Genomic DNA, 22,758 nt, shown 5'->3' with positions numbered 1-22,758 from the left:
CGTCCTCCGTTCGACGGGCAGGCACGAACGGGCGGTCTTCCCCTCCGTGGAGTGTTAAATCCCACGGATATGCCGGACTTCCAGCTCGTCAGCGAACACAATCCCGAGGGCGACCAGCCGAGGGCCATCGGAGAGCTCACGGAGGGCGTCCTACGGGGCGACCGCTACCAGACCCTCCTGGGTGTCACCGGTTCAGGCAAGACGTTCACCATGGCGAACGTCATCGCCAACGTGAAGCGGCCCTCGCTGGTCATCGCCCACAACAAAACCCTGGCCGCCCAGCTCTACGGCGAGTTCAAGGCGCTGTTTCCGAACAACGCCGTCGAGTACTTCGTCTCGTACTACGACTACTACCAGCCCGAGGCCTACGTCCCGTCGACGGACACCTTCATCGAGAAGGACTCGTCCATCAACGACAACATCGAGCGGATGCGCCACTCGGCCACCCACTCGCTGCGGACCCGGGACGACGTCATCATCGTCGCCAGCGTGTCCTGCATCTACGGCCTGGGCGCGGCCCGCAGCTACGTGGACCTGGCGGTGCGCGCGGACGTGGGCCAGGAGATGGGTCGTGACACGTTCATGCGCCGGCTGGTGGAGGCCCAGTACGATCGCAACGACCTCGACTTCCACCGCGGCACCTTCCGCGCGCGCGGCGACACCGTCGAGGTGTTCCCCGCCTACGAGGAGGAGCGCGCCGTGCGCATCTCCTTCTTCGGCGACGAGGTGGAGAAGATCATCGAGTTCGACCCGCTGCGCGGCGTGACGATTGGCGCGCTGGACAAGATCGTCATCTTCCCCGCGAGCCACTACGTGGCCGGAGAGGACGTGCGCAAGCGCGCCCTGCAGACCATCCGCGACGAGCTGACCGAGCAGCTCCAGCTCTTCAAGAAGGAGGGCAAGCTGCTGGAGGCGCAGCGGCTGGAGCAGCGCACCATGTTCGACCTGGAGATGATTGAGCAGGTCGGCTACTGCAACGGCATCGAGAACTACTCGCGCCACTTCTCCGGCCGCGCCCCGGGTGAGCCGCCCCCGTGCCTCATCGACTACTTCCCGCGCGACCTGCTGGTCTTCATCGACGAGAGCCACCAGACGGTGCCGCAGATTGGCGCCATGTACCGGGGAGACCGCGCGCGCAAGGAGACGCTGGTCAGCTTCGGCTTCCGCATGCCCAGCGCCCTGGACAACCGGCCGCTGAAGTTCGGTGAGTTCGAGGAGCTGGTGCCCCAGGCGATGTTCGTCTCCGCGACGCCTTCCGAGTACGAGCTGCAGAAGTCCCAGGGCGTGGTGGTGGAGCAGATCATCCGCCCCACGGGCCTGACGGACCCCGAGGTGGAGACGCGCCCCGTGGGCAACCAGGTGGATGACTTGCTGGAGGAGGTGCGCCTGCGCGTCGCCCGCAAGGAGCGCGTCCTGGTGACGACGCTCACCAAGCGCATGGCGGAGGACCTCACCGAGTACTACGCCGACGTGGGCGTGCGCGTGCGCTACCTGCACTCGGACATCGACGCGATTGAGCGCATGGCCATCATCCGGGACTTGCGCAAGGGCGAGTTCGACGTGCTGGTGGGCATCAACCTGCTGCGCGAGGGCCTGGACATCCCCGAGGTGTCGCTGGTGGCCATCCTCGACGCGGACAAGGAGGGCTTCCTGCGCAGCCACGTGTCCCTCACCCAGACCATCGGCCGCGCGGCGCGCAACCTGCACGGCCGCGTCATCATGTACGCGGACAGCATCACCGACTCGATGAAGAAGGCGCTGGACGAGACGACCCGCCGCCGCGACATCCAGCGGAAGCACAACGAGGCGCACGGCATCACCCCGCGCTCCGTCAAGAGCAACATCACCGACCTGTCCGAGCACGTCTACGACGCGGAAGGGTCGGGCTCCCTGCCCATGGCCGCCGAGGGCGAGGACGACCTGCTCCAGCCGAAGGAGATCAAGCGGCTCATCGCGGAGTTCACCAAGGACATGCTCGCCGCCGCGGACGAGATGCAGTTCGAGAAGGCGGCGGAGCACCGTGACAGGGTGCAGCTGCTCAAGGACATGGACCTGGGGCTGAAGCCGCCGTCCCGCGTGCTGCTGAAGGCGCCCGCGAAGAAGGCGGACGAGGAGCCCGCGCGAGGACGTGGCAAGGGCCGTGGGCGCGGTGGTGGTGGCGCGGGGGCCCGGGGCCGCCGGTAGTCCGGGGAGACCGCGCGAATGGACGCCAAGCTCCAGGAGAAGCTCGAGTCACTGCCCACCGAGCCCGGCGTGTACCTGATGAAGGACCGCCGGGGGCAGGTCATCTACGTGGGCAAGGCGATCAACCTGCGCAACCGCGTGCGCTCGTACTTCACGCGCACCGGGGACACGCGCGTCTTCGTGTCGCTGTTGGATCAGCTGCTGGGCGACCTGGAGACGGTGCTCGTCAACAACGAGAAGGAGGCGCTGCTCCTCGAGAACGAGCTGATCAAGAAGCACAAGCCGCGCTTCAACGTCCTGCTCAAGGACGACAAGCAGTTCATCTCCTTGCGGCTGGACAGGACGCAGGCGTACCCGCGCCTCGAAGTCGTCCGGAAGTACGAGAAGGACGGCGCGCGCTACTTCGGCCCGTACTCCAGCGCGGGCGCCATCCGCGAGACGCTGCGCATCATCAACCGCTTCTTCCGCCTGCGCACCTGCACGGACCACGTGCTGGCCAATCGCAAGCGGCCGTGCCTGCTGTTCCAGATTGGCCGCTGCCCCGCGCCGTGCGTGCACCCCGTCCCCGAGGAGGATTACCGCCGCAGCGTGGACGAAGTGACGATGTTCCTGGAGGGCAAGGCCAACGAGCTGGTGGAGGGCCTGCGCCTGCGCATGAAGAGCGCCGCGCGGGAGCTGAAGTTCGAGGAGGCCGCGCGCCTGAGGGATCAGCTCGGCGCGATTGAGCGCAGCCTGGAGCGACAGAAGGTCGCCACCACCGACTTCAAGGACCAGGACGTGTTCTCCCTCTACCGCGAGGGGGACCGCATCATGTTCTATGTCCTCTGGGTGCGGCAGGGCCGCCTCAACGGCGGGCAGGCCTTCCCCTTCGGCAGCCAGGAGTTCCCCGACGCGGAGCTGCTCGCCTCGTTCGTGAACCTCTACTACGACCAGGGCAGCTTCGTGCCCGAGGAGGTGCTGCTGCCGCTGGAGCCCGACGACGGCACCGGGGGCCTGGAGGCGCTGCTCTCCGAGCGCAAGGGTGAGCGCGTCCGGATGCTGGTGCCCAAGCGCGGCGAGAAGCATGACCTGGTGCAGATGGCGGTGAAGAACGCCGAGCAGGCCTTCCTGGAGCGCCGCCGCACCAAGGACGAGACGGACGGCGTCCTGTCTCGGCTCCAGCAGCGGCTGGGCCTGCGCAACTTCCCGCGCCGCATGGAGTGCTTCGACATCTCGCACTTCCAGGGCTCGGCGATTGTCGCGTCGCAGGTGGCGGTGACGGATGGCGACGCGGACAAGTCGCGCTACCGGAAGTACAAGATCAAGACGCTGGAGAAGCAGGACGACTTCGCCAGCATGTACGAAGTCGTGACGCGCCGGCTGAAGCGGGGACTGGAGGACAATGACCTGCCGGACCTGCTCGTCATCGACGGCGGCAAGGGCCAGCTCGCCAGCGCTCACGCGGCCATGAAGGACCTGGGCGTGGACACCGTGGACGTGGTGGGTCTGGCCAAGAGCCGTGATCTGGAGGTGTTCGACCGGGACGCCGAGAGCGCGAAGAGCCCCGAGCGCATCTTCGTGGTGGGGCGGAAGGACCCCATCGTCCTCCAGCAGAACTCCGCGGAGATGTTCATGCTCACGCGAATGCGGGACGAAGCGCACCGTTTCGCAATCACGTTCCAGAAGCAGGTCCTGCGCAAGAGTCGGGTGCACTCGGCGCTGGAAGACATTCCCGGGGTGGGCGAGGCGCGGCGGAAGACGCTGCTGCGCCACTTCGGCTCGCTCAAGCGGGTGGGGGAGGCCTCCATCGAGGAGCTGGCGGAAGTGGTGGGCCCCGCCGTGGCCGAGCGGGTCCACGCGGGCCTTCATGGCCACCCGGAAGAGGACGAGGAGGACCCGGTACGTCAGGCGTCGCTGGACGACGCGAGCGAGCCGGTGAACGAAAAATCGCAGGGAGGGTCGCCACCCGGTGCAGCGTGATTAATTTCCGCCTCAGACTGCGGGGGAAGCGCGCTGGAACCGCGAAGTTCCCGGGGTTTTTCATTGCGACTGGGCTCGGCGCTGATTTATAGCGGTGAACGATTCCGAGCATGTTTTACAGAGGGCGAGGGACCGACATGAGGCTGTATCCGAAGGTGATCCCGATCATCTCGCGCGAGGGAATTCAGCAGCTCATGCAGGACGGGGACATCGAGGTGGAGCCGATGCGCGTGGCTGACGCCGAAATGGACCTGTCGGCCATCATGCGCGAGTACCTCGCCAACGAGGAGCGTGTGAACCAGGCGACGCGGGAGGCACTGGAGCGTCGCGGATATGACTACTCGAAGTTCAACCAGGTGAAGCGCGAGATGGCGGACGTTCGCGGCTTCAAGATGGGCGACGAGGGCATCGAGTACGTCATCAACCAGATGATCGAGTTCCTCCTCATCAGCCGGAACGTCGAAGAGGTATACGCCGCCGACAACGTGCTGCGTCAGAAGATCTTCGCGGTGATGAAGCGGCACCTGGACGTGGACGACGAAATCGACAAGGAGGCCCGCTCCCGGCTGAAGCACCTGCAGGAGGGCACCAGCGCCTTCGACATCGAGTACAACAAGACGGTCGAGCAGATTCGCCGCGCCCGGGGTCTCATCTAGTCTTTCGGAGAGGGGACTGCCGTTCCCCGCTCCGCTGCCTACCTTGTGAGACAAGGAGGCAGCGTCGATGGCGGGACCCTTCACCACGCTTCTACTGTCCGGTTTCCTGGCTGCGTCGCCAGGTGGGTTCACGTTCGAGGGCCGGGAGGCCAGCGCGCGGACCGAGCGGCCGGACGGCTTCTTCATCCACGGTCCACTGCCCTTCACCGACCTGGCCGAGCGAGGCACGGGTAGCGCCTCCCTGTCCGTCGAGGACAGGGTGTCCCTGCCTGGCGCCACGTACGGCGACCTGGGGCAGCTTTCGGCCACCTTCCGGCTTGGTGTCGTGGAGTACCGGGTGGAGCTGACGCGCCCGGGCTTCCCGCCGCCCCAGGTGAGGGGGCAGGCCGCCTCGGGCCCGCTTCCCCGCCCGCCTCCGCACGCGATTGGGGGAGGGGTGTTGCTGGACATCCCGCTCTACGGCGACAGCGGCCTGGGCTGGGCGGCGATGACGCGCACGCACGCGGCGGCGGCGGTGTGGGGCGTGGGCAGCGTGTGGCGCAACGGGCAGCTCCTCACGGACACGGCCTTCGTCCACGCGGCGGCGCTGGCCGCGGGCACGTACGCGGACGACGACACGCACCGGCTGCTGCGGCAGGCGCGCTACGGGGACACGGAGCTGGTGGTGCTGGTGTGGAACCTGCCCGCCTCGGCGGAGCCTCGCGGCTTCATCCAGTTCGTGCTGGAGGACGTGTCCATCTCCGTCGACGGCGCGTCCGTGGCCTCGCGGGCCGTGGTGGAGAACCGGGGCAATCCTCCGGCGGACTGGAGCTCGCTCTCGCCCGTGCCGCCCGTCACCATTCTCGGGGCTCCGCTCACGGGTTCGCCCGAGCCCGCCGAGGACGCGCTGGGGACCGAGGAGGCTCCGTCCGACGACCTGGCCACCGCGCCGGGCGGTGCTCCGGAGACGACTCCGGGCGCGGCGACGGACGTGGGCGTGGCGGGTGGCGGCCGGGACATCGTCGCCACCGAAGGGGGCGGCGTGGTGACCGTGGGTGGAGCGACCACCGGCACCGGCGGCTCGGGGACGGCCGTGGGGCCGACGGTGATTCCGGGCACGACGGACCTTGGTGCGCCCCCTCCGGTCACCGACCCGGACCTCGTGGGCGGGCCGGTGACGGCGACCACTCCGGTGCCCGCGGAGGGCTCGGGCGCGCTGGAAGGGACGGGGCAGCCGTCGGTGGCGGGGGTGGCGGGTGGCGCGCTGGTGACGCCGCCGGGCTCGGTGGCGGGGCCGTCGCTGCCGGGCTCGGTGGTTCCAGGGCTGCCGGTGACGCCCGACGTGACGAGCGGCACCTTCCCCGTCACGGGCGCGCCGAATCCACCAGTGAACATCTCGGGCTCCCTTCCGGGCACGCCCGCGCCGGGCTCGCAGCCGGCCGCGGACGGTGCGGTGGTTCCGGGGACGGCGCCGCCGGGGACTCCGTCCGGCTTCGGGCCGGCGACGACCAATCCCCCGCCACAGGCCGTGGCCACCTTCGGCTTCTTCGGGGTGCAGCCGACGGACACCGGCACCTTCGACGCGTTCCTGGGGACGGCCCAGTCGAGCACGGGCATCATCGCCACGCCTCCGCCGTTGAGCTCGGACACGGCGACGCCTCCGTCCGCGTTGCTGGGCTCGCCCGCGCCACTCAACGCCGGGCAGGCACCCCCGCTGCTGGGCACGCCCGCGCCGCTCAACGCGGCCCCGGCCACGCCACTTCCGGCCTCGCCCGCGCCCGCCAACGTGTCGCCGGGCGCGAGCACCACGACGGCGGGGCCCGCGGCCGCGACACCCGCGGCTCCGGCGACCTCGCCCGGAGGAACGGCGGTTCCGCCCAGCATCTGACGGGCGGAACGGGCGAGCGGCCTCAGCGCGTGCGGACGTGCGTCTGGCGCTTCAGGCCCGCGGCGTGGGACAGGCGCTTGCGGAGCTGGACGATGATGTCGTGCAGGGAGTCCAGGCGCTGGAGGACGCGCAGGTCCTCGCCCGCATCCATCAGCGCCACTGGCGTCAGTTCCCCGGTGCGCAGCGTGCCCAGCAGGTTGCTGAAGTGCGTCGCCACGTCACCCAGTGCGTCCAGCCCCTCGCGAAGGTCGTCCTCCAGCAGGTCCACGAGCACGGCCGCATCCGTGCGGGCCGGAAGGGACTGCGCGAGGCGCTCCACGGCCACGCGGACCGGGTCGGCGCGGCGCGGAAGCGCGGGGGCGGCGAGGGCGAGGGCCGGAGGGGGCATGCCCATGACGCTACAGGCCAGTATCACTCCGTCAATTTTCCGGCGGTGCCCGCGAAGCCGTCAGAGCGAGCCCAGGAACTCCACCACCGCCGCGCGGTCCTCGGCGGACAGCACGCGGAAGCCTTCGCGGGCCGTCTCGGCCTCGCCGCCGTGCCAGAGGATGGCCTCCTCCAGCGTGAGGGCCCGGCCGTCATGCAGATAGGTCGCGTACGGCAGCACCGTTTGCGTCAGCCCCAGGCCCCACAGCGCGGGCGTGCGCCACTCGGCGCCGGTGGCCGCGCCATCCGGCCGCCCGTCCGCCAGCCCTGGCCCGAGGTCGTGCAGCAGCAGGTCTGTGTACGGATGGATGCGCTGGTGCGCCATTTCGGCGACCGGGTACGCGCCCGTCTCCAGCGACTCGCGGTGGCACTGCTCGCAGCCCAGCGTCTGGAAGAGCGCCTCGCCGCGCTTCACCTCCGCGTCGTCCAGCGCCGTGCGCGCGGGGACGCCGAGCGACTGCGAGTAGAAGACCGCCGCCTCCAGCGTGTCGCGCGAGAGCTCGTGCGTGCCGTCCGCCTCGGGGAAGAGGGGATTGGTCACCCCCATGTCGTTGACGTACGCCTCGGCGGACTGCTGCGTGAGGTGCGGGCTGTTCGCCTTCCACCCGAACCGGCCCGGCGCCAGCGCGCGCGCCGCCACGTCCCACACCTCGTTCATCCGCCCGGAGATGCCATCCCCGTTCCGGTCATCCGGGTCCGCCAGCGCCCGCAGCGTGGACACGTCCACCGCTTCCAGCAGCCCCAGTCCGAACACCGGCGGGGGCAGTCGCAGCGACGTCAGCATCCGCTCGGGCAGGGACGCGCCATCCTTCGGTGAGATGCTCACCCGTGGCGTGCGCAGTGAGTAGGGCGTGCCGTCCGCGTAGCGCCCCTGGGTTTCCACCCACTCCACCGTGACAGCGGCTTCCGGCCGGACGCCGTAGTTGGCCTGGTCCTGGACCTGGAAGCCGAAGCCGGGGACTGGCACCGCGCCGTTGGGGTGCTCCGGTGTGCCGTCCGGCAGGCTCACCCGGACGAGCAATTGCGTGCGCTGCGGGCCCGGGCCCATCACCGGCATGCCCCGCCCGTTGCGCAGGTGGCAGCCGTTGCAGGAGGTGTTGTTGTACACGGGCCCCAGCCCCGGGTTGACGGGCGCGGGCGCGGGCACGAAGACCGCGGCAAAGGCCCCGTCGCCCACCCGGTGAAGCGCCTGCCCTTCCGGCGACAGGTTGGGGGCCGGCTGGGCGAAGGCCAGCGACGTGCGGTCATCGATGGTCGTCGCACCTCCGGCGCGCGGCGGTGCGGCCGGTGCTCCCGGCGCGTCCTCGCCACAGCCAGGGGTCCACAGCAGCAGCGCTCCCATCATCAACAACGCACGTCGCATGGCATCCCCCCACGTCACGGCCCGCCGTCAGCGGGTGACGAGCGGCAGCACTTCCGACTCGAAGGTGGTCTGGAGCTTGCGGATGGCGGCCTGCGCGGCCTCGATTTCATCCGCGGACGCCGGGTCGCGGATGGACTCGCGGAAGGGCTCGGGAATCCGCGCGAGCGCGTCCTGGGCCGCGTCCAGCTCGGAGATGATGCGGGTGTCCAGCGCCGAGTTCGCCCCCACCAGGGTCCGCAGCGAGTGCTGCGCCGTCGCCACGGTGTCCCCGAAGCCGCGGTACACGTGCAGCACGCTGTCGAGGTTGTTGCTGAAGTCGCTCAGCGAGTTGTACGCGAACTGGCTCTCCACCAGGTTCGGGTCCTTCGCGTCGTACGGGTCGGCAATCTTCCCGTTGGCCACCTCGTCGAGGATGTTGATGATGCCGCCCACCATCTCCTGGGCCGCGGCCTGGGTGGACGGGTAGGCCGTGTTGCCGGACTGGCCCGCGTTGGCCAGCGTGTCCCGGTACGGCGGTCGGCCGTCGAAGCCCTTCGTCCACGCGTCCGACAGCGACGTGGAGATGGTCTTCATCTCCAGGGTGATGGCGGTGAGGTACTCGAACTGCCGCGTCGTGAAGTCGCCCACCTGCTTCGTGCCGCCGTCGCCGAAGAGCAGGTACTCCACCGTGTGGAAGCCCTTCTGCGTCTCCTGGAGGTTGCGGACGTACTCGGCCGTCAGCGGGTCATTGCTGGCGAGCACCGCGTCCAGGTCCGTGCGGTTCACCGGCCAGCTGTCCAGCGCCGGGTCGAAGCCGTAGCTGTCCACCGGGCCGAAGAGGAAGGACTCGCTCTCCTCCCACGGGATGCGCGCGGCGAACCACGCCGTCTTCGCCGCGGTCAGGCGCTCCTGCGAGGGGTCGGCCTGCAGCGCCCGCGCGGCCGAGTCCAGGGTCGTCAGCGACGTGGCGAGGTCCTGGTACGTGGGCACCACTACCTGGTCCGCGAAGGTGCTGATGATGGCCGCGTCCACCGTATCCTGGGGCACGGAGCAGCAGTCCTCGTCGTTGCAGGCGCCAAGCGTCAGCGCGCCCGACACGAGCACGGGCGCCAGCATGAGGCGGAGGGGGAGGGAGAAGCGGGGCATGGGAGTCCTTCCTTGCGGGGGTGTCAGTAGGAGAAGCCGGTGGAGGCACGAAGCGTGTTCTCCGGCCGGAACGTGGAAGCGCCGAGGCGGCGGTGGCTGAAGTCGAGCTTCGCGAAGGCCACGCCCTCCAGCGTGTAGGACGCGCCCACCGCGTAGACGGTGCGGCGGAAGCGCGGGTTGTCGAAGAGCTCGGCGCGCGGGCGGAACTGCGTGTCCGCGTAGTCCACACGGACGAAGGGAGAGAGCTGGTGCGCGTCGCCCAGGGCCAGCGCCGGCGCCACGTCGAAGCCCAGCTCGCCCCAGACGGCCAGCGCGTTGTCGGACACCGGGGTGCGCAGCACGCCCAGCAGGTTGGACAGGCGCGCGTTGCGCTGGGACACCTGCTCCGCGTTGCTCAGGTGGCCCCACATCACCAGCGCCTTCGCGCGCCAGGGCCCCCGCTGCAACGACAGGTGCGCGTCGAGGACGAGCAGCGGGGCGGACACGTAGCCGCAAGGCGCCACCACGTTCTCGTTCGTCGTCTCGCACTGCTGGACCAGGTCCGGCTTGGGGCGGTTGCGCGTGGTGTCGCCGTAGTAGCCGGACGCGCCGAAGGTCAGCCCCTCGAAGCGGTTGACGTCCGCGCGCGCCACCAGCGCCAGGTCCGTGGCACGCACCACCTCGAAGCGGCGCTGGTGCCCGCCCACCACCCACAATTGCGAGCTGAAGCCCGTGGAGTCCAGCCCGTTGACCAGCTGCCCGGTGAGGCGCAGGCCCCAGGGCGCCTGCCACCTCAGCTGCACGCCCATCTCGTCCCAGGTGTTGGGGATGATGAGCGTCTCCGCCTCGGAGCGCACCGTGCCCAGGTAGTCGGTGGGGCGGTAGGAGTCACTCAGCGTGCCCACCGCGACGTAGAAGCGGCCCACCGTGAGCGACGCGTGCCGGCCCAGCTTCTTGGACAGGTACAGCTCCTCCACCAGCACCTCGCCGCCCTTGTCCACCTCCTGCTCGAACTCGCCGAACTCCTCGTACTCCAGCTCGAGCGCGGAGCCCGTGCCGCCGTGCTCGAACTCCACCTCCACCTCGGCCTCCAGTCCGTACTCGGGCAGGCCCGCCTCCAGCGCCAGCACCAGCCGCGTGGTGTCGAACGCCAGTCGCGAGTCGCGCTGCGAGCCGCGTGCCCGGTTCTGGTTCTCTCCGTGGTTGAAGTAGGCGAACTGCAGGTCCGCGTAGCCCCCCAGCTCCAGCTCCAGCTTCGGGCGCGCGTCCTCCTCCTCCGGCTTCTTCGCTTCCGCCTCGTCCGCCCAGGCGGTCAGGGCGGACAGCAGCAGCGGGACACACAGGAGAAGCGACAGCGGACGGGGCGCGCGAGCAGGCATCGGAGCGGCGCGCACCGTACGCTCATGATTTTGATTTTGCAAACCGTTATCAATTGACGGGAAAAGAAGAAGCCCGCGGCGGAGGGCCACGGGCTTCGGGAGCCGCGGGAGGATGCGGGTGTCTCAGCCCCTCACCACTTCATGTCCTCTTCGCCGCCGGCCTCCTGGCGCTTCTCGCCGGGGCGGGAGACGCCGGTGAGGGTGGCGCGTACGGCGCCCAGGTCCAGGGTGCCCACGGCGGCCAGGGGCAGGCGGCGGGCGTCGTCGGAAATCCACACGTGGACCTCGCGCTTCTGCCTGGGGCGGTCCAGGCGGATGGCGGTGCCCTGCATGTGCCAGGCGTTGAACTGGCCCAGCGGGGTGGTGACCTGCTCGCGCTTCACCACCGCGCCCTGCATGCGCCACAAGCGGCGCACGCCGTACACGTCGAAGCACACCTGGAGGTTCTCCTGCAGCGGCAATTGGCGCAGCAGGTAGATGGAGCCGGCCACGTCCAGGCCGTCCTTGTCGTAGGTGTAGTTGAACTGGCCCTTGGGCCGCTTGCCAATCTGGTAGTCCACCTTCACGGAGCGGTCCTTGGGGCCGAAGGCGACCTCCACCTTGCGGCGCTGCTCGTTCTCCGTGGTGTCCTCGATGTAGCGCTTGGGGCGCAGCGTGCGCGGGTGCAGGTAGGTGATGGCGCTGCCGTGGACGCGGCGCACCTTGGAGAAGAAGGAGTTGGTCTTCGCCTCCACCTCCACCGGCAGGTGCCCGTCCTTCTGCTTCTGCACGCGCATGGTCATCTTCCCGGCCTGCGCGCCCATGGCGTCCAGGTCGAACTCGAGCACCTCGCCGGGCATGAAGGCCATGGGCGTGCGCAGCGCGGGCAGCGCATTCGCGCATGGGGCCACGGTGAGGGGGACCTCCTTCTCCTTCGCGGTCGCCGCCTCGGCCTTCTCGGCCTCCGGTTTGTCCGCATCCGAGTCCGGCAGCTGGGCCCAGGCGGTGGCGGTGGACAGCGACAGCCAGGCCGCGAGGAGGGTGCGCATGGAGCTCATCCTTTTCCTTCCACAAGGACTACGGGGTGCTGTTGGGCGTCTGACGGCCCGGGCGCTTCACATATTCGGATTGGGCCCACCGCTCGCGCAGCCGGGCCGTGACTTCCTGACGGACCGCTTCCCATTCTCCCGCATCCCGGGTGATGTCCCAACCCGAGCGGGCCAGCCGTCGCGCGGCTGCCTGGGCAAAGGTGGCATCCCCCAGCTCCGCCAGCAGCCGGAGGTACTCGTAGTCCTCCAGCCCGTCGCGGATGTGCTTGAGGCGCAAACTGACCACGGGCTGGTGGCCCGTCATCCCCAGCCGCGCCGGAGTGCCCGGGTAGAAGAGGGTGCCGTCGCCGTTGCCGCCGAACTCGAAGACGTCCGTCCAGGGGTCCTTCTTCGTGTTGTAGGCGAAGACGGTGTCGAAATAGAGCTCGCCGTCCACCCCGGAGGAGAAGGCCAGCACCCCCATGGCCCGGTTCAGGGGGGCGGGGTGGTCCACCATGTAGGAGGCCCACCCGCTGTAGGCCGCGTCCACCGTCTTGTCCTCCGGCGGCCCGCCGTTGCACCCGTGCGAGTTGCAGCTCTGGTACCACCACACCTTCGCGCCCTTCGGCAGGCGCCCACGCAGCGTGCGGGTCGGCACCACGTTGCGGCACGTCTGTGGCCCGGGGCGCGGGTAGAAGCAGTTGAGGGTGGGCGTGAGGATGTCCGCCGCGCCGCGCAGTGCGTCATCCAGCGGGCTGGTGACGAGCACGGGGATGCCCCCGGCGGCGCGCACCCGCTTCGCCTGTGCGTGCACCAGCGGCACGTCCTCCGGCTTCGGCTCGTCCTTGGCGTAGAAGAAGAGCTGCGCCGGCCAGCCCTTCTTCCGGAAGTGCTCGACGAAGGCGCGGTAATACGCCGCCTTCTCCGCGTCGGTGCTCGCCTGCTTGTTGTCGCGCACCTCGGCGGTGGTGAAGCGCGCCCCGGAGGGCAGCAGGCTGCCGTCGAGGAAGGGCCCCACCTCCGCGTCGTACGCGCGCCAGTCCACCACCGGCTTGCCATTCTCGAAGCGCACCGGCGGCGGCGACATGCTCAGGCCGTGCGCGCTCACCCGGTGCTCCAGCAGGGTGCGCCCGTACGCGCGCAGCAGCTCCCGCGCCTCGGGCGCCTCGGGCGACAGGCCGTGGCCCCGGGCGATGCTGTACAGCGACACGCCGAAGCTGGTGGGCAGCGACGCCGTGGTCGGCAGCGCGAAGGGCTGCACCTCCACGGAGAAGGGCACCGGCATGGGTGCCGCGTCCCCCGCCTTCACCCGCAGCTCGCCGCGGTACGTGCCCGGCTTCTGCTTCTCCGGCGCGCACACCTCCACGTAGAGGACGGTGGGCAGGCTCGTGGCTCCGGACGGGGCCTGGATGGGGGCCTCCACCGGCACCAGCGCATCCGGCCAGGGGCCGCTCCGGCCCTCTCCATTGGACGGCGTCTTCACGTCCACGAAGACCTGGCGCCACACGGACGGCTTCAGCGCGGCGCCGGGGCCCGCGAGCGCCAGCGGCTCCACCCGGACGCGCTCCACGCGCCCGGGCAGCACCACCTGCGTGGCCTCGCACTCGCCGCGCGCCACGCTGAGCCGGGCGTCGCGGCGACCCTGCACCGCTTCGCCCGGACGAATCTTCACCAGGGGCGACACCACCTGCGGCCCTGGAGTGGCGGCCATCGCCGCCACCACTGCCCACGCCCATCCCGCGCCCATCCGCCCCCTTCACTCCCCAGCGCTCGCTACTCGCCGTTCTCCGCCCGGGCCACCGCCATGATGCGCCCCGGCTTGTGGTCGGTGATTTCCGCCACCATCGTCCCCAGCGCGAACTCCGCCTCCACGCGCACCGGCACGTGGCTGGGGTCGGTGGTGAGGTACACGAACATGTCCCGCTTCGACGTCAGGCTGCCGCCGAACTCCGCCTGCACGCGCAGCTTGAAGACCTCCTTGGGCCCCAGCGCCGTGTTCATCGCCTCGCGCGCTTCCACCTTCGCGCGCATGGTGAAGGTCTTGCTGCCGGTGAAGACGGGATAGGCATGCTCCTGGCCCACCGCCAGGTCGAGGTTGCGCAGCGCGAAGGTGGCGCCCGTCACGTCCAGCGTCCCCTGCTCCAAATCACGCGTGGACTCGCGGGGCGACTCGCCCTCCTTCTGCTTCACCACCAGGGCGCTCTTGCCGTCCGGCTGCATCTTGATGCGCATGCGGCGGCGCTTGCCGTTCTCGTCCGCGTGCAAGTCACTGCCCAGCACGCGCTGCCCACCGGCCTGCCAGTAGGAGACGAACTTGTCCTTGATGGGCCACACGCCGATGACGTCCTGCGAGCGCGCCAGGGCGATGATGGGCCACACCTCTTCGCCCCACTGCTTCATGGGGGCGCCCACCGTCACCTGCGCGGTGCCCGCCGTCACGCCGAGGTACTTCACCCGATACTGGGACTGCTCACCGGGGCCGAACGCCGGGTTGGCGGACTCCTGGGCCGTGGCCGTAGCCGACCACACCAGGCCCGCCAGCACCGCCGCGAACCCCCACTTGGACTGCGCACGCATCGAGTGAGCTCCCTCGCTTGGAAGTTAAGTAGCCTGGCCTGAGTCCGCCAGACCCGCCCCCGAACCCATCCCGCCGTGCCGCATTTCCATTGACGTGCCTGGTGGCCAGGCATTCAACGGCTGCCCGCTCCCTCCACCAGGGGGCATGGTGGAAGCGTCGCGGGGGCCACACTCTCGCATGCATGGCCCACGGGACGCCTCTTTCGGGCCCGAGCCCGGCCGCCCTCCATGCGGCTTGCGGTGTCCACCCGCCGACACCGCTGGTAGCCTCCCTCCCGGGCCGCCCACCCCGGGCGGCACACACGCGGAGGGGCTCCGATGTCCGGCGGTGGCTTCGATTTCGACGATGACGAGAAGGACACGGGCTCCGGCGGGGGCAAGCGCGCGAAGGAGTTCGAGTGTCCGTCCTGCAACGCCCACAACCCCCTGGACGAGCCGCCCGCCCATGGGGAAGAGGTGCGCTGCAACTACTGCGGCTCCGAGTTCAAGGTCACCGTCACCTCGGAAGGCCGGGTGAAGTTCAAGGAGATATGAGGGCGCGGCGTCAGGCCCGCTCGCCGAAGATGGCGGTGCCCACGCGGACCACGCTGGCCCCTTCCTGGATGGCCAGCTCGAAGTCGTGCGTGGTGCCCATGGACAGGCCGGGCAGGCCGTGCGTCCGCGCCAGCTCGCGCAGCGCGCGGAAGTACCCACGCGCCCGCGCCTCGTCGTCCGAGGGGGGCGGCAGCGACATGAGCCCCACCAGCTGGAGGCCGGGCAGGGCGCGCGCCTCCGCGAGGAAGGCCTCCAGCGCTCCGGGCTCGAGGCCGCTCTTGGTGGACTCGCCGCCCACGTTGACCTCCACGTAGCAGGGCAGGGGAGGCGCGCCCTCGCGCCGTTTGGACAGCTCTCTCGCCACTTCCACCCGGTCCAGGGCGTGGAAGGCGCCGGCCACGCGCGCCACGTACTTCACTTTGTTCGTCTGCAGGGGGCCGATGGCATGCCAGCGCAGCCCCTCCAGGTCCGCCAGCTCCGCGGCCTTGTCCCGCAGCTCCTGCGCGTAGTTCTCCCCGAAGTCCCGCTGGCCCGCCGCGTACGCCTCGCGGATGAGGGCCGCCGGCTTCAGCTTGGAGACGGCCACCAGCGTCACCGACTCCACGGGCCGCCCGGCGCGCGCGCACGCGGCGGCCACCCGCTCGCGCACCGCCGCCAGCCGCTCCGCCACGCTGTCACTCATGCCCCGGCCCTCCACGGCAGCGGCACCCCGGCGCGCGCCAGCAGCGCCAGCGTCTCTCCCAGCGGCAGGCCGATGACGTTGGTGGGGCTGCCCTCCACCGCCGCCACCAGGAAGCCACCCTTGCCCTGGACGGCGTAGGCGCCCGCCTTGTCCAGCGGCTCGCCGGTGCCCGCGTACCAGGCAATCTCCCCCGGGCTGAGGGCCCGGAAGGTGACCCGGGTGCGCACGACGAGCGCCTCCGAGTGTCGGCCCGCCAGCGCCACGCCGGTGTGGACCTCGTGGGTGCGGCCAGAGAGGCGGGACAGCATGGCGCTCGCCTCCTCGGCATCCCGGGGCTTGCCCAGCAGCTCCGGGCCCAGCGCCACGGTGGTGTCCGCGGCCAGCACCCAGGCGCCGGGGTGGCGGGCGGCCACGGCCAGGGCCTTCTCCCGGGCCAGCCTCAGCACGTAGGCCTCGGCCGCCTCCCCCTCCCGGGGTGTCTCGTCGATGTCCGCCGCCGAGACGGTAAAGGAGAGTCCCAGCTGAGACAGCAGCTCCCTGCGCCGGGGCGAGGCCGAGGCAAGAATCAGCAACGTTTGCTCCGCGTTCGGGTGCATGTTACGGCTCGGGTCGGCCTTAGCAGACTTGCGCCTCGGAGTGGACTCTACGGATGAAGCCCGCGGACCTCTCGGCCATGAAGCGGACGGTGGAGCAGCTGGCCGCCTTCAACGAGATGGCCAAAGCGCTGACCTCCACCCTGGAGTTGCGCGAGGTGCTGGCGCTCGTCATGCAGAAGGTCAGCAGCCTGCTGCTGCCTCGCAACTGGTCCCTCATCCTCCAGGACGAGCGCTCCGGGAAGCTCTACTTCGAAATCGCGGTGGGTGACGGGGCGGACGTCCTCAAGGGCCTCCAGCTCAACCCCGGCGAGGGCATTGCCGGCGCCGTCTTCACCTCCGGCGTCGCCCGGCTCGTCCATGACGTGGGCGGGGACCCCAGCTTCTCCCCCCGCTTCGACCAGGCCTCCGCCTTCCACACCCGCTCCATCCTCGCCGTGCCCCTGCTCGCCCGGGGCCGGGTGCTGGGCATCATCGAGCTGGTCAACGGCCCCGCCGACCCGCCCTTCACCAACGAGGACCTCACCATCCTCACCGCCATCGCCGACTACGCGGCCATCGCGATTGAGAACGCGCGCAACTTCCGCCGGGTGCAGGAGCTGACGATTACCGACGAGCACACCGGCTGCTACAACGCCCGGCACCTGCGCGCGCTGCTGGACCACGAGGTGAAGCGCGCCGCGCGCTTCCGCCACCCGCTGTCGCTCGTCTTCCTGGACCTGGACCACTTCAAGAGCATCAACGACAGCCACGGCCACCTGATGGGCAGCGCCGCCCTCAAGGAGGTGGGGGAGCTGCTCATCACCCTGGGCCGGCAGAACCTGGACGCCGTCTTCCGCTACGGCGGGGACGAGTTCGCCATGCTGTTGGTGGAGACGGACTTGGAGGGCGCCACCCTCATCGGCCAGCGCATCTGCGAGTCCTTCCGCGGGCGCTCCTTCCTCCGCGAGCACGGCCTGGACGCGCGCCTCACCGCCAGCGTCGGCGTGGCCACCTTCCCGGACCACTCCATGTCCGCCCTGGACCTCATCCGCGCCGCGGACTTCGCCATGTACGCGGCCAAGGCCCGGGGCCGCGACGGCATCTGCGTGGCCGTGCCCACCACGCCGGACACCGGCTCCTCGGACTTCCCCGCGCGCTGACGGCGGGGCCTTCGCGGGCCCCTCCAAAAAGGCCGAGGGCCGGGGAGGGGAACACCCTCGGCCCGGCCCCCGTGGGGCTTCAACCGCTGTGCGGGAGTGCTACCCCGCGCCCACCACCGAGTCGATGGCCTCGGTGTTCGTGACAATCGTGCCGTTCTTCTTGAGGGCCTTGAGGAAGGACTCCGTCAGCTCGATCTGCTTGGCCTGACGGGCCTGGGCGCGCAGCTCCTCCTTGCGCTTGTCGAAGCCCGCGGCGTCCGGCTTCTGGCGCTCCACCACCTGCGCCACCACGAAGCCCTCGCCCACCGGGAAGGCCTGGTCCAGCACCTGCGGGCCGGTGGCGGCGAAGGCCGCCTTCACCAGCGCGGGCGCGGGGCCCAGGTGCGGCACCGCCTCACCCTCGGCCGTGAAGCTGTCCGTCTCCACCGCCTCGGGACGCGTCTCCGTCTCGAAGCGAAGGATTGCCGGCTGCTCCTTCTCCGAGGGGAACAGCTCCTTCAGCGTCTTGCCGCCCTTGACGGCGGCCAGGGCCTTGTCGGCCTCGGCGCGGGCCACCTCCTTGGCGCGCTCCTGCTTGAAGAGCGTGGTGGCAATCTCGTCCTGGACCTCTTCCAGCTTCTTGTCCTGGGCGGCCTGCTTCTCCTCCACCTTCACCAGGTGCACGCCGAACTTCGTCTCCACCGGCTGCGTCACCTCGCCCGCCTTCAGCGCGAAGGCCACGTTGGCCAGCACCGGCTCCCAGCTGCCGCGCTCCACCCAGCCCAGGTCTCCACCCCGCGCCTTGCTGCCCGGGTCCTCGCTGCTCTCGCGCGCCACGGTGGCGAAGTCCTTGCCGCCATCAATCTCCTTGCGCAGCGCCTCGGCCCTGGCCTTCGCCTGGGCCTTCTGCTCGGCGGTGGCGTCCGGGGCCAGCTTCACCAGCACCTGCCGCGCACGGATGCGCTCCGGCTGCTGGTACACGAAGCGGTTGGCCTCGAAGTAGTCCTTGATCTCCTTCTCGTGCGCCTTCTTCCACTCCGCCAGCTGCGCGGCGGTGGGGGCCGGCACCTTGTCGGCGTACATGGTGGGCAGGAAGCGCGCGAAGACGACCTTCGCCTGGTTGCCCTCCTTCTCGAAGCGGGCGCGGACCTCGTCGTCCGACACCACCGCATTGGCGCGCACCACGTCCACCATCTTCTGGGCGGCCAGCTGGCGGCGCAGCTCGCTCTCGAAGTCCGGCGGCGTCTTCCGGTAGAAGTCGCGCAGCACCTGCGAGTAGCGCTGCATGTCGAACTGGCCCTCCTTGTTGTGGAAGTCCGGGTTCTGGTGGATCAGCTTGCGCAGCTCGTCGTCCGAGGCGGTGATGCCGTGCCGCTCGGCCGCCTGGGCGAGCAGCTCGGTGTTGACCAGCCGGTCGAGCACCTGGTTGTGCATGCCGAACTGCCGGGCCATGGACTCCGGGATGGGGCTCCCCTGCGAGCGCAGGAAGTTCATCTGGCGCGCCCACTGGGTGGCGAAGTCGCGCACCGGGATTTCCTTGCCATTCACCGTCGCCACCGAGCCAGGCGCCGTCGTCGCCGTACCCGTGCCGCTGAAGCCGCTGCTGCCCGGCCCGAACGACAGCGTGAACACCACCGCGATGGCGATGATGAACAGCAGGGAGAAGACCTTCCGGGGATTCAGACCGTCCATTGTCGTCACTTCGAGGGCAAACGCGCCGAGAAAACCCGTGCGGAAGGACTCGCGACGCGGTGTTGTTGGTAGCCCGGCCGGTGGGTGGTGGAGCTTCAGCCACCATCGATACAGGGCCTTGACTGCCTAGGACAACGCACCGGAAAATGCAAGCGATTTAGAGAGTTTAGCGCGCTCCCGCCCCTCCCGTTCCCACCCCTTCTCCCTGGGACTACTGCCCCTTGTTGTCGCTCCTCAAGCGGTACCGCCGCCTCCTCATCGTGGGCGTCCTGCTGCTCTACCCGCTCGTCGCCTTCCTGCTGAGCGGGCGGAAGGGCAGGGACCCGAACCCCATCGACCGGGCCGTCATCGCCCTGACGTCACCCGTCCAGCAGGCGCTCACCACCACGATTGAAGGCACCGTGGCCGCCGTGCAGGGCTATCTGGACCTGCGCGGGGTGCGGCAGGAGAATGACGCGCTGCGCCTGGAGAACCTCCAGTTGCGGGCGGCCGTGCAGTCGCTGGGTGAGGCCCGCACGGAGAACGAGCGGCTTCGCAAGCTGCTGGGCTACGCGGAGGCCGAGTCGGGGCCGGAGATTCCGGCGCGGGTGGTAGGAGTCAATCCGGTGGCGAAGCTCCTGTCGGTGCGCATCAGCAGCGGAGAGACGGACGGCGTGTTCCGCGGCATGTCCGTGGTGACGCCGGACGGAATCGTCGGGCAGGTCATCCGCGCGACGGGCGGCTACGCGGACGTGGCGCTGGTGACGGACCCGCAGAGCCGGGTGGCGGTGCGGGTGCAGCGCTCGCGGGCGCGTGGTACGGCTGCGGGGACGGGGGCCGGGCCGCTCAAGCTGGAGAACATGCTGCGCACCGAGGATGTGGAGGACGGCGACCTCATCATCACCGCGGGCACGGACGGCATCTACCCGCCGGGCGTGGTGGTGGGCCGGGTGACGAACCTGGAGAAGAAGGAGCACGGCATGTTCCAGGGTGCGGACATCGTCCCGGCAGTGGACACGAGCAAGCTGGAAGAGGTGTTGGTGGTGGGCAGCCCCTACAGCGCCATGGCGCCGGGAAGCACCGCGGAGGGCGCGTCGAAATGAAGTTCCTGGTGACAGTGGCTCTCGCGCTGGCGTTGCTCACGCTGGAGTCGGTGGTGGTGAAGCAGGCGGGCCTGGTGCTCGGCCGCATTGACGTCACCGTGGTGCTGGTGGCCTTCCTCGCGCTGCGCGCGACGATGCTCGAGGGGGCCGTCACCGCGTTCGCGGTGGGCTACCTGCTGGACTTGATGAGCGGCCAGCCCACGGGCCTGTATACCTTCCTCGCCGTCTTCACCTTCCTGGTGGGCCGGCTGGTGTCCACCTTCGTGGACGTGCGCGGCGCCATGTCCTTCGCGCTGTTCGCCATGGGCGCGGACGTGGGGCACAGCGTGCTGGCCGCGTTCTTCACGTGGCTGACGGTGAAGGAGGGCAGCACGTCCTCGCTGCTGTCGGGTGTGCCCCTCCAGGTCATGCTGACGGGGGCCGCCGCGCTGGCGCTCTTCCCGCTGCTGCGCCGCTTCGAGGCCAGCCAGGAACGCCCCATGGGGTTGCTGCGGTGACGCCTCCGACGCTGGGCAACACGACGCCGGGTCGCGAGCTGAAGCGGCGCTTCCTGTGGCTGGGCCTGGCCATGTCGCTGGGCCTGGCGCTGCTGTCCATCCAGCTCTACCGGCTTCAGATTACGCGGGGCGAGGAGTACTCCGCCAAGAGCGTGGCCAACTTCGTGAAGGAGGTGCGGCTGCGCGCCGACCGCGGCGTCATCAAGGACGCGCGCGGCACCATCCTCGTGGACAGCCGTCCGTCCTTCGACGCCTTCGTCACGCCGGCCTTCTGCACGGACTGCTTCGAGCAGGTGATTCCGCGCCTGGCGGAGCTGCTCCAGTGGGACGCGGACCAGCGCAAGAAGGTGGAGGACACGGTGCGCATGGGGCGCCGCAACGCCCCCTTCCAGCCGGTGCCGGTGCGCGTGGACCTCACGCGCGACGAGTACGACCGGCTCGCCGCCCGGCGCGACATCCTGGACGGCGTGGAGGTGGCGCCCGTCCCGCACCGCTTCTACCGGACCAACACCGTGCTGTCGCACGTGCTGGGCTACATGAACGAAATCACCCAGGAGGAACTGGAGCGGCTCAACGGCGACGGTGGGCGGTACGCCCTGGGTGACTACATCGGCCGGCGCGGCCTGGAGCGCTACTTCGAGCAGCGCCTGCGCGGCACCGACGGCGTGCGCAAGGAAGTGGTGAACGCGCGCGGCCAGACGATTGACGAGCTCAACGACAAGCTGGGCGACAACGCCGTGGTGCCGCCCCTCGCGGGCAGCAACCTGGTGCTGTCCATCGACATGCGCCTCCAGGAGGAGGCCGAGCGCGCCTTCCCGGGCGTGACGGGTGCGGTGGTGGCCATCGAAGTCAACACCGGCTTCATCAAGGCGCTGGTGTCCCGGCCGGGGTTCGACCCCAACCTGCTCACCGGCCGCGTGACGCCCGCGCAGATGGCGCTGCTGTCGAGAGATCCGCTGGAGCCGATGATCAACCGCGTGGCCGCCGAGCACTACAGCCCGGGCTCCACCTTCAAGGTCGTCACGCAGCTGGCCGCCTTCAAGTCGGGCGCCTTCCGCCCGGAGACGTCGGTGAACTGCCCCGGTGGCTACCGGCTGGGCGCGCGCACCTGGCGCTGCCACAAGGACAGCGGCCACGGGCACATGGACGGCTACCACGCGATGAAGACGTCCTGCGACACCTGGTTCTACAAGGTGGCGGACACCATCGGCCTGGACCCGATTGGAGAGATGGGCAAGGCGCTGGGCCTGGGCGCTCCCACGGGCATCAACGTGGTGGCCGAGGTGCCGGGCATCATGCCGACCAGCACGTACCACGACAAGGCGTCGCCCGGCGGCTACACCAAGGGCATGGCGCTCAACAGCGCCATCGGCCAGGGCGACAACAACGTGACGCCGCTGCAGCTGGCGCTGGTGTACGCGGCCATCGCCAACGGGGGCACGCTCTACAAGCCGCAGATGGTGCAGCGGCTGGAGAACCTGGACGGGCAGGTCGTCGAGGAGTTCAAGCCGGAGGTGGTGCGCCGGGTGGACCTTCCCCCCGCGCACCTCGCCGCGGTGATTGAGGGCCTGGTGAAGGTGGCCCAGGAGCCGGGCGGCACCGCGTACCGCGCGCGCATGGCGGGCATCACCAACAAGGACATGAAGGTGGCGGCGAAGACGGGCACCGCGCAGGTGGCCCGGCTCGGGGCGGTGCGTCTGAAGACGCACCAGATGAGCTTCTTCGAGAGAGACCACGCGTGGTTCGCCGGCTTCGCGCCGGCGGACAAGCCGGAGCTGGCCATCGTCGTGCTGAACGAGCACGGCGGCCACGGCGGCGCGGACGCCGCGCCCACGGCGATGGCCGTCATCCAGAAGTACTTCGACTTGAAGAAGCAGGACGCCACGGCGCCGCCGCCGCGTCCCAACCAGCCCTACACGCCGTCCCTGTCGCGCGCGCCGAGCGCCGACGAGGCGGCGCTGACGCGGGGCGTGCTGCCTCCGGCGCGGTTGCCGGGAGACGAAGAGGACGAGACGCGTGCAACTGCGGATTGAGC

The 22,758-nt window shown here is 70.0% G+C and carries 19 protein-coding genes; 9 read left to right on the top strand and 10 right to left on the bottom strand.

The window, feature by feature from the left end; translation table 11 throughout:
- The first annotated feature begins 69 nt into the window (after positions 1 to 69).
- The 4 genes from uvrB to G4D85_RS29195 all read left to right on the top strand — a co-directional run bounded on the left by uvrB (position 70) and on the right by G4D85_RS29195 (position 6,666).
- A complete protein-coding gene (uvrB, locus tag G4D85_RS29210; protein WP_164017293.1) occupies positions 70 to 2,184 on the top strand; it encodes an excinuclease ABC subunit UvrB in 2,115 nt (704 codons plus the stop codon).
- An 18-nt stretch (positions 2,185 to 2,202) separates the two neighbouring features.
- Entirely contained in the window at positions 2,203 to 4,143 is a 1,941-nt protein-coding gene (uvrC, locus tag G4D85_RS29205; protein WP_164017292.1) for an excinuclease ABC subunit UvrC, read from the top strand.
- Between the two features lie 137 nt (positions 4,144 to 4,280).
- Complete coding sequence (locus tag G4D85_RS29200; protein WP_163996900.1) at positions 4,281 to 4,799, top strand: DUF507 family protein; 519 nt, start codon at positions 4,281 to 4,283, stop codon at positions 4,797 to 4,799.
- A 67-nt stretch (positions 4,800 to 4,866) separates the two neighbouring features.
- Positions 4,867 to 6,666 (top strand): hypothetical protein, encoded by a 1,800-nt coding sequence (locus G4D85_RS29195; protein WP_164017291.1) that lies wholly within the window; start codon positions 4,867 to 4,869, stop codon positions 6,664 to 6,666.
- A 22-nt stretch (positions 6,667 to 6,688) separates the two neighbouring features.
- On the opposite strand, the gene G4D85_RS29190 is transcribed toward G4D85_RS29195, so the two are convergent.
- The 7 genes from G4D85_RS29190 to G4D85_RS29160 form a co-directional block, all read right to left on the bottom strand.
- A complete protein-coding gene (locus G4D85_RS29190; RefSeq protein WP_205525761.1) occupies positions 6,689 to 7,054 on the bottom strand; it encodes a hypothetical protein in 366 nt (121 codons plus the stop codon).
- Between the two features lie 60 nt (positions 7,055 to 7,114).
- Positions 7,115 to 8,455: a di-heme oxidoreductase family protein gene (locus tag G4D85_RS29185; RefSeq protein WP_164017289.1), complete on the bottom strand. Its 1,341-nt coding sequence runs from the start codon at positions 8,453 to 8,455 to the stop codon at positions 7,115 to 7,117.
- Positions 8,456 to 8,482: 27 nt separating this feature from the next.
- Complete coding sequence (locus tag G4D85_RS29180; RefSeq protein ID WP_164017288.1) at positions 8,483 to 9,580, bottom strand: imelysin family protein; 1,098 nt, start codon at positions 9,578 to 9,580, stop codon at positions 8,483 to 8,485.
- A gap of 23 nt (positions 9,581 to 9,603) precedes the next feature.
- Positions 9,604 to 10,953, bottom strand: a complete 1,350-nt coding sequence (locus tag G4D85_RS29175) for a hypothetical protein (RefSeq protein ID WP_240359560.1) — start codon at positions 10,951 to 10,953, stop codon at positions 9,604 to 9,606.
- Between the two features lie 116 nt (positions 10,954 to 11,069).
- The gene (locus tag G4D85_RS29170) at positions 11,070 to 11,975 is read right to left on the bottom strand and encodes a DUF3108 domain-containing protein (RefSeq protein WP_164017286.1); all 906 of its coding nucleotides are present in this window, start codon (positions 11,973 to 11,975) and stop codon (positions 11,070 to 11,072) included.
- A gap of 19 nt (positions 11,976 to 11,994) precedes the next feature.
- On the bottom strand, positions 11,995 to 13,692 hold the full coding sequence (locus tag G4D85_RS29165; protein ID WP_164017285.1) for a DUF4091 domain-containing protein: 1,698 nt from the start codon (positions 13,690 to 13,692) through the stop codon (positions 11,995 to 11,997).
- A 26-nt stretch (positions 13,693 to 13,718) separates the two neighbouring features.
- Complete coding sequence (locus G4D85_RS29160) at positions 13,719 to 14,522, bottom strand: DUF3108 domain-containing protein (protein ID WP_164017284.1); 804 nt, start codon at positions 14,520 to 14,522, stop codon at positions 13,719 to 13,721.
- A 318-nt stretch (positions 14,523 to 14,840) separates the two neighbouring features.
- On the opposite strand from G4D85_RS29160, the gene G4D85_RS29155 reads away from it, so the two are divergent.
- Positions 14,841 to 15,056, top strand: a complete 216-nt coding sequence (locus G4D85_RS29155) for a hypothetical protein (RefSeq protein ID WP_164017283.1) — start codon at positions 14,841 to 14,843, stop codon at positions 15,054 to 15,056.
- A gap of 10 nt (positions 15,057 to 15,066) precedes the next feature.
- On the opposite strand, the gene G4D85_RS29150 is transcribed toward G4D85_RS29155, so the two are convergent.
- Entirely contained in the window at positions 15,067 to 15,738 is a 672-nt protein-coding gene (locus tag G4D85_RS29150; protein ID WP_164017282.1) for a YggS family pyridoxal phosphate-dependent enzyme, read from the bottom strand.
- Complete coding sequence (locus tag G4D85_RS29145) at positions 15,735 to 16,334, bottom strand: Maf family protein (protein ID WP_164017281.1); 600 nt, start codon at positions 16,332 to 16,334, stop codon at positions 15,735 to 15,737. Before G4D85_RS29145 ends, G4D85_RS29150 begins: the two co-directional genes overlap by 4 nt.
- Before the next feature lie 53 nt (positions 16,335 to 16,387).
- On the opposite strand from G4D85_RS29145, the gene G4D85_RS29140 reads away from it, so the two are divergent.
- Positions 16,388 to 17,473, top strand: coding sequence for a GGDEF domain-containing protein (locus G4D85_RS29140; protein ID WP_164017280.1), 1,086 nt, complete (start codon positions 16,388 to 16,390; stop codon positions 17,471 to 17,473).
- 99 nt (positions 17,474 to 17,572) lie between these two features.
- On the opposite strand, the gene G4D85_RS29135 is transcribed toward G4D85_RS29140, so the two are convergent.
- On the bottom strand, positions 17,573 to 19,144 hold the full coding sequence (locus G4D85_RS29135) for a peptidylprolyl isomerase (protein WP_205525760.1): 1,572 nt from the start codon (positions 19,142 to 19,144) through the stop codon (positions 17,573 to 17,575).
- A gap of 221 nt (positions 19,145 to 19,365) precedes the next feature.
- Here G4D85_RS29135 and mreC point away from each other — a divergent pair, with 221 nt between their 5' ends.
- From mreC to mrdA, 3 genes are read left to right on the top strand one after another with little or no spacing between them, the layout of a single operon-like run.
- Entirely contained in the window at positions 19,366 to 20,226 is an 861-nt protein-coding gene (gene mreC, locus G4D85_RS29130; protein ID WP_164017278.1) for a rod shape-determining protein MreC, read from the top strand.
- Positions 20,223 to 20,723: a hypothetical protein gene (locus tag G4D85_RS29125; RefSeq protein WP_164017277.1), complete on the top strand. Its 501-nt coding sequence runs from the start codon at positions 20,223 to 20,225 to the stop codon at positions 20,721 to 20,723. The genes mreC and G4D85_RS29125 overlap by 4 nt, the downstream gene beginning before the upstream one ends.
- Complete coding sequence (gene mrdA / locus G4D85_RS29120) at positions 20,720 to 22,756, top strand: penicillin-binding protein 2 (protein WP_164017276.1); 2,037 nt, start codon at positions 20,720 to 20,722, stop codon at positions 22,754 to 22,756. The genes G4D85_RS29125 and mrdA overlap by 4 nt, the downstream gene beginning before the upstream one ends.
- The last annotated feature ends 2 nt before the right edge of the window (positions 22,757 to 22,758 follow it).

The sequence above is a fragment of the Pyxidicoccus trucidator genome (assembly GCF_010894435.1).
GTDB classification, from domain to species: Bacteria; Myxococcota; Myxococcia; order Myxococcales; family Myxococcaceae; genus Myxococcus; species Myxococcus trucidator.
This window is presented reverse-complemented; position numbering and strand designations above follow the sequence as displayed.

Bases quoted from the DNA above. Each gene is read 5' to 3' on its own strand.
- uvrB (WP_164017293.1), top strand. From the start codon at position 70: ATGCCGGACTTCCAGCTCGTCAGCGAACACAATCCCGAGGGCGACCAG.
- uvrC (WP_164017292.1), top strand. From the start codon at position 2,203: ATGGACGCCAAGCTCCAGGAGAAGCTCGAGTCACTGCCCACCGAGCCC.
- G4D85_RS29200 (WP_163996900.1), top strand. From the start codon at position 4,281: ATGAGGCTGTATCCGAAGGTGATCCCGATCATCTCGCGCGAGGGAATT.
- G4D85_RS29195 (WP_164017291.1), top strand. From the start codon at position 4,867: ATGGCGGGACCCTTCACCACGCTTCTACTGTCCGGTTTCCTGGCTGCG.
- G4D85_RS29190 (WP_205525761.1), bottom strand. From the start codon at position 7,054: ATGCCCCCTCCGGCCCTCGCCCTCGCCGCCCCCGCGCTTCCGCGCCGC.
- G4D85_RS29185 (WP_164017289.1), bottom strand. From the start codon at position 8,455: ATGCGACGTGCGTTGTTGATGATGGGAGCGCTGCTGCTGTGGACCCCT.
- G4D85_RS29180 (WP_164017288.1), bottom strand. From the start codon at position 9,580: ATGCCCCGCTTCTCCCTCCCCCTCCGCCTCATGCTGGCGCCCGTGCTC.
- G4D85_RS29170 (WP_164017286.1), bottom strand. From the start codon at position 11,975: ATGAGCTCCATGCGCACCCTCCTCGCGGCCTGGCTGTCGCTGTCCACC.
- G4D85_RS29165 (WP_164017285.1), bottom strand. From the start codon at position 13,692: ATGGGCGCGGGATGGGCGTGGGCAGTGGTGGCGGCGATGGCCGCCACT.
- G4D85_RS29160 (WP_164017284.1), bottom strand. From the start codon at position 14,522: ATGCGTGCGCAGTCCAAGTGGGGGTTCGCGGCGGTGCTGGCGGGCCTG.
- G4D85_RS29155 (WP_164017283.1), top strand. From the start codon at position 14,841: ATGTCCGGCGGTGGCTTCGATTTCGACGATGACGAGAAGGACACGGGC.
- G4D85_RS29150 (WP_164017282.1), bottom strand. From the start codon at position 15,738: ATGAGTGACAGCGTGGCGGAGCGGCTGGCGGCGGTGCGCGAGCGGGTG.
- G4D85_RS29145 (WP_164017281.1), bottom strand. From the start codon at position 16,334: ATGCACCCGAACGCGGAGCAAACGTTGCTGATTCTTGCCTCGGCCTCG.
- G4D85_RS29140 (WP_164017280.1), top strand. From the start codon at position 16,388: ATGAAGCCCGCGGACCTCTCGGCCATGAAGCGGACGGTGGAGCAGCTG.
- G4D85_RS29135 (WP_205525760.1), bottom strand. From the start codon at position 19,144: ATGGACGGTCTGAATCCCCGGAAGGTCTTCTCCCTGCTGTTCATCATC.
- G4D85_RS29125 (WP_164017277.1), top strand. From the start codon at position 20,223: ATGAAGTTCCTGGTGACAGTGGCTCTCGCGCTGGCGTTGCTCACGCTG.